The organism is Arthrobacter sp. Y3225116 (assembly GCF_059091245.1).
This window is the reverse complement of the sequence record NZ_JBNHGL010000237.1, coordinates 1-4,317: the sequence shown is the minus strand read 5'-3', so window position 1 is coordinate 4,317 and position 4,317 is coordinate 1. Positions and strand designations below refer to the sequence as shown.

General features: G+C 68.7%; 5 protein-coding genes. 2 read left to right on the top strand and 3 right to left on the bottom strand.

Annotated features, from left to right (window positions below):
- Positions 1 to 111: 111 nt before the first annotated feature.
- A complete protein-coding gene (locus AC5RV2_RS15180) occupies positions 112 to 1,140 on the top strand; it encodes an Rv2578c family radical SAM protein (RefSeq protein ID WP_494093024.1) in 1,029 nt (342 codons plus the stop codon).
- Between the two features lie 47 nt (positions 1,141 to 1,187).
- Here the strand turns inward: AC5RV2_RS15180 and AC5RV2_RS15175 are convergent, their stop codons facing one another.
- Positions 1,188 to 1,634, bottom strand: coding sequence for a (deoxy)nucleoside triphosphate pyrophosphohydrolase (locus AC5RV2_RS15175; RefSeq protein WP_494093023.1), 447 nt, complete (start codon positions 1,632 to 1,634; stop codon positions 1,188 to 1,190).
- 206 nt (positions 1,635 to 1,840) lie between these two features.
- Between AC5RV2_RS15175 and AC5RV2_RS15170 the strand changes: the two genes are divergently transcribed.
- A complete protein-coding gene (locus AC5RV2_RS15170; RefSeq protein WP_494093022.1) occupies positions 1,841 to 3,046 on the top strand; it encodes an MFS transporter in 1,206 nt (401 codons plus the stop codon).
- A 34-nt stretch (positions 3,047 to 3,080) separates the two neighbouring features.
- Here the strand turns inward: AC5RV2_RS15170 and AC5RV2_RS15165 are convergent, their stop codons facing one another.
- Both AC5RV2_RS15165 and AC5RV2_RS15160 read right to left on the bottom strand, forming a co-directional pair.
- A complete protein-coding gene (locus AC5RV2_RS15165; RefSeq protein WP_494093021.1) occupies positions 3,081 to 4,004 on the bottom strand; it encodes a TrmH family RNA methyltransferase in 924 nt (307 codons plus the stop codon).
- A gap of 45 nt (positions 4,005 to 4,049) precedes the next feature.
- On the bottom strand, positions 4,050 to 4,317 hold a 268-nt coding region (locus tag AC5RV2_RS15160), incomplete at its 5' end, for a sunset domain-containing protein (protein ID WP_494093020.1).

Sequence of the window (4,317 nt, the reverse complement as noted above, 5' to 3'; positions counted from 1 at the left end):
GCGCGGGTCTGGGCGGCGCGGCTCGCGGCCCGTGCGGGCGGCCGGCTAGCTTTCCCGCGGAACTCCCCTCCGACCCTGTCGCGCAGTTCGAAGATGTGTTCTACTTAAAGCATGAGGTGGTCCACCCAGCAAGCGGAACCAGGCGCACTGCTCCCGTTGTCCGGACTCGTCCGGAGCGTCCAGACCCCCGGTTTCGCCGGCATCACCTTCCATGAGGTCATGGCCAAGTCGGCGCTGAACCGCGTGGGCGCCGGCTCGCGGATGCCGTTCGAATGGACCATCAACCCCTACCGTGGCTGCAGCCATGCGTGCGTGTATTGCTTCGCCCGCAAGACGCACAGCTACCTCGATTTGGACACCGGGCTGGATTTTGACAGCCAGTTGGTGGTCAAGGTGAACGTGGGCGAGGTCCTCCGCCGTGAGCTTGCCAAGCCGTCGTGGAAGCGCGAACACGTGGCCATGGGCACCAACACCGATCCTTACCAGCGGGCCGAGGGCCGCTACAAGCTGATGCCGGCGATCATCAAGGCCCTGGCCGGGTCAGGAACCCCGTTTTCGATCCTGACCAAGGGCACCTTGCTGGCCCGTGACGTGCCGCTGCTGCGTGCGGCGGCCGGGGACGTCGAGGTCGGCATGGGGATCTCGCTCGCCATGACCGACGCCGGACTGGCCCGCCGGGTGGAGCCGGGAACACCGACTCCGAAGGCCCGGCTCGAGCTGATCGCCAGGCTTAGCGACGCCGGCCTGCCGTGTTCGGTGATGGCCATGCCGATCCTGCCCTGGCTGACGGACTCGGAGGAGGCGCTCGACGGGCTCTGCGCGGCCGTTGCGGCAGCCGGTGCCACCAGCATGACGGCGGGCGCGCTGCACCTTCGTCCCGGCGCCAGGGAATGGTATCTGCAATGGCTGGCCAAGGAATACCCGCAACTTTTGGGCAAGTACCGCCGCCTCTACGACGGCGGCACGTATGCCGCCAAGGACTATCGGGTTTGGCTGGCGGACCGGGTCCGGGCAGCCAAGCGCCGGCACGGATTGGAAAACGCTGCCCGGCTGCGCAACGTGCCCATGCGGCCACCGGCGGAAAGTCCGGCAGCACTGTCCTGCACCCCGGCCGCAGCGGGACAGGCGACGTTGTTCTAAGTGGCCGGCAGGGCCGCGGCCTCCGCGGGGCTTCGGGGCGGGAGCCGTTACGCGGGACGGCTGGCGGTGTGGCCGGCAGCGGTCAGCACAGCCTCGAGGATCGGAAAATCGGCGGGGATCCACGGCAGGGCCGTGGCTTCTGCCGCCTCCAGCCGGACCCAGCGCAATTCGTCGTGGTCTTGCAGCGGCTTCGGCAGCCCGTCGGTGATGTAGGCACACCATACGCGCATGGCCGCGGCCTCATTCAGCGGCCACCCCTGCGGGAGCGGACCGGAGACTTCGACTCCCAGCTCTATTCCGACCCCGAGTTCTTCGCGGATTTCGCGGCGCAGCGCGTCTTCGCAGCTCTCCCCCGGCTCCACTTTGCCGCCGGGGAACTCCCACAGACCGGCCAGCGCCTCCGGGGCGGTGCGCCGGGCGGCCAGTAATCTGCTCGGGGCGTCGCGGGCGTCCAGGATGGCTGCGCCGACAATCTGTTTCAGGCTCGTTTGCACGCGGTTCAGTCTACGGTGCAGGTCCGGCCCGGCTCCCACGGCCCGGACTATGCCGCAGACCACAGGCCACACGGGTCCGGAATGGGATCCCGCGCCGTCGCGTTGCCGTACAGTGACTGCCGGTGCCAGCAACTGCCGCCCGTGCCGTAGGCCATGGCATGCAGGCTGCGCCGGCGCCCAGTTGTCCGTCCGACCGAAAGCCGATCATGAATACCCCCACACTCGTCACCGCACGGAGGCAGTCCGAAAACCGCCGGACGGCGTGGGCCATCGTCGCCTTGGCCATGGGCGGCTTCGGCATCGGCACCACGGAATTTGCCATCATGGGCCTGCTGCAGAATGTGGCGGCCGGCCTGGACGTCTCCATCCCGGAGAGCGGGCACTTGATTTCCGCCTATGCCCTGGGCGTGGTGGTCGGCGCGCCGCTGCTCGCAGCCCTCGGAGCCAAGCTTCCGCACAAGCACATGGTCCTGGGGCTGATGGTCCTGTTCACGCTCGGGAACCTCTCGTCGGTGTTCGCGCCCGACTACGCCACCATGCTGGCCACCCGGTTCATTTCCGGCCTGCCGCACGGCGCCTACTTCGGCGTGGCAGCCGTCCTGGCCGCCTCGCTGGTCTCGCCGACCCGCCGCGCGCAGGCGGTCGCCATGGTCATGCTCGGGCTCTCCGTGGCCAACGTCGTCGGCGTACCGTTGGTGACCTGGCTGGGCCAGCAGTACGGCTGGCGGCTGATGTTCGTGGCCGTGGGCATCGTCGGCGCGGTGACGATACTGATGCTGCAGCGTCTGGTCCCCTTCACCCCCGCGCACGCGGAGGCCGGCATCCGTCGGGAACTCGGCGCCCTGAAACGGATCCAGGTCTGGTTGGCGCTGTTGATCGGCGTGGTCGGCTTCGGCGGATTCTTCGCGGTGTATTCCTACATCAGCCCGACCATGACCGAAGTGACAGGCCTGGCCCCGGCCGCCCTGCCGCTGATTGTCGGCCTCTACGGGCTGGGCATGGTCGTCGGCACCTTCATCGGCGGCAGGTTGGCGGACCGCTCCGTGATGGGGACCATCTACCAGGTGATGACGGCGATTATCGTGATCCTGGTGTTCTTCTGGGCGGCCTCATCCATTGCCGCCCTGGCAATTCCCCTCGTGTTCCTCCTCGGGGCCGCAGGATCGAGCCTGATCCCGGCCCTGCAGACGCGCCTGATGGACGCCTCCCCCAACGCCCAGACCCTGGCCGCGTCGCTGAACCATTCGGCGTTGAACATGGCCAATGCCCTCGGTGCTTTCCTGGGCGGCCTCGTGATCTCCTGGGGCTGGGGATATGCCGCGCCGGCGCTGGTAGGCGCCGGGCTGGCGTCCTTGGGGCTGGTCATCGCCGCTCTCAGCGGGGCGCTCGAGAAACGGCGCAGCCTCGCCTGAGGGGGATCGTGCGGCGGGCCGGCCGGATTAACAGCTACCCTGCAGGCCCGCGTCGACGCTGGGACCTCGCGGAGGCGTACAGGCAGACGGTGGCCGCCGTGCCCACGTTCAAGCTTTCGGCCTGGCCGTAAACCGGCACGGCGACCCGGTGGTCCGCGGCAGCCAGCTCTTCCGACGACAAACCTTGGGCTTCGTTGCCGAAGAGCCAGGCGGTAGGCGCCGCCAGATCCGGAAGGCCGGCCGCGCCCTCGTCCCCGGCTGCGGGATCTTCTCCCAGCCGGGCCAGCGCACTGCGGTCCTGCAGGTCGTCCAGATCGATGGTGCCGTAGCCGTCGGCTGCCAGCATGGTCGCGCCGGCGGCGCGCACGGCGGCCGCCACGTCACCGAAATCGTGACCGTTCACCACCGGCAGGTGGAAGATCGATCCGGCCGTGGAACGCACGGCCTTGGGGTTGTAGATATCCACGCTGGAGTTGGTCAGGATCACGGCATCGGCGCCGGCTGAATCGGCCGCCCGCAGGATGGTGCCGGCGTTGCCCGGGTCCTGCACCCGGACCATGACCGCCAGCAGCAGGGGTTTGCTTTGCAGGACCTCGTTCAGCGGCCGGTCCAGGTAGTGGCAGACGGCCACGATCCCCTGCGGGTTGACGGTGTCTGCCATTGCGGCCAGAACCGCATCGGTGGCCAGCCGCAGCGGCACGCCGTCGGCAAGGTCGGCCAGTTCAGGCGAGCGGTCCAGGCAGGCTTCGGTGGCGAAGACCTCGGCCACGATGCCGCTGTTGCCGGCGCCAAGATGCGCGCGGTGGGCGGACAGGGCCTCGCGGACAGCCTGCGGGCCTTCGGCCAGGAATTGGCGGCGCTTTAAACGCACCGAGCGCCCGGCAAGCTTTGCCACATCCCTGACCCGATCAGCTCGGGGGTTGGACATGACGGCTTGCGGGCGCCCGGTAGTGCTCATACAGCGACTATAACGTCGCCCCATAAGCGTTGATGCATCCGGTGCTTATTCGGCAACCTTCTGGCGGGCCTCGCCGCCGGCGGGCTCGAAACCGGCAGCCTTGGCGGCCTCCACGGACTCGAACCAGTACACGGGAGTGGTGTTCTCGTACCAGGTGGAGCCCGGGACGTGGTACTTCTTGGACTGGTTGCCCTTGATGGTGTAGCCGGCGGGAGCGTCCTCGCCGTCAACGGCCTTCACGGCGCCGGCAACTTCTCCGGCTTCAGCGGCAGGCGCGGCAGCCTTGGCGGCCGGAGCGGCCTTGGCGGCGGCG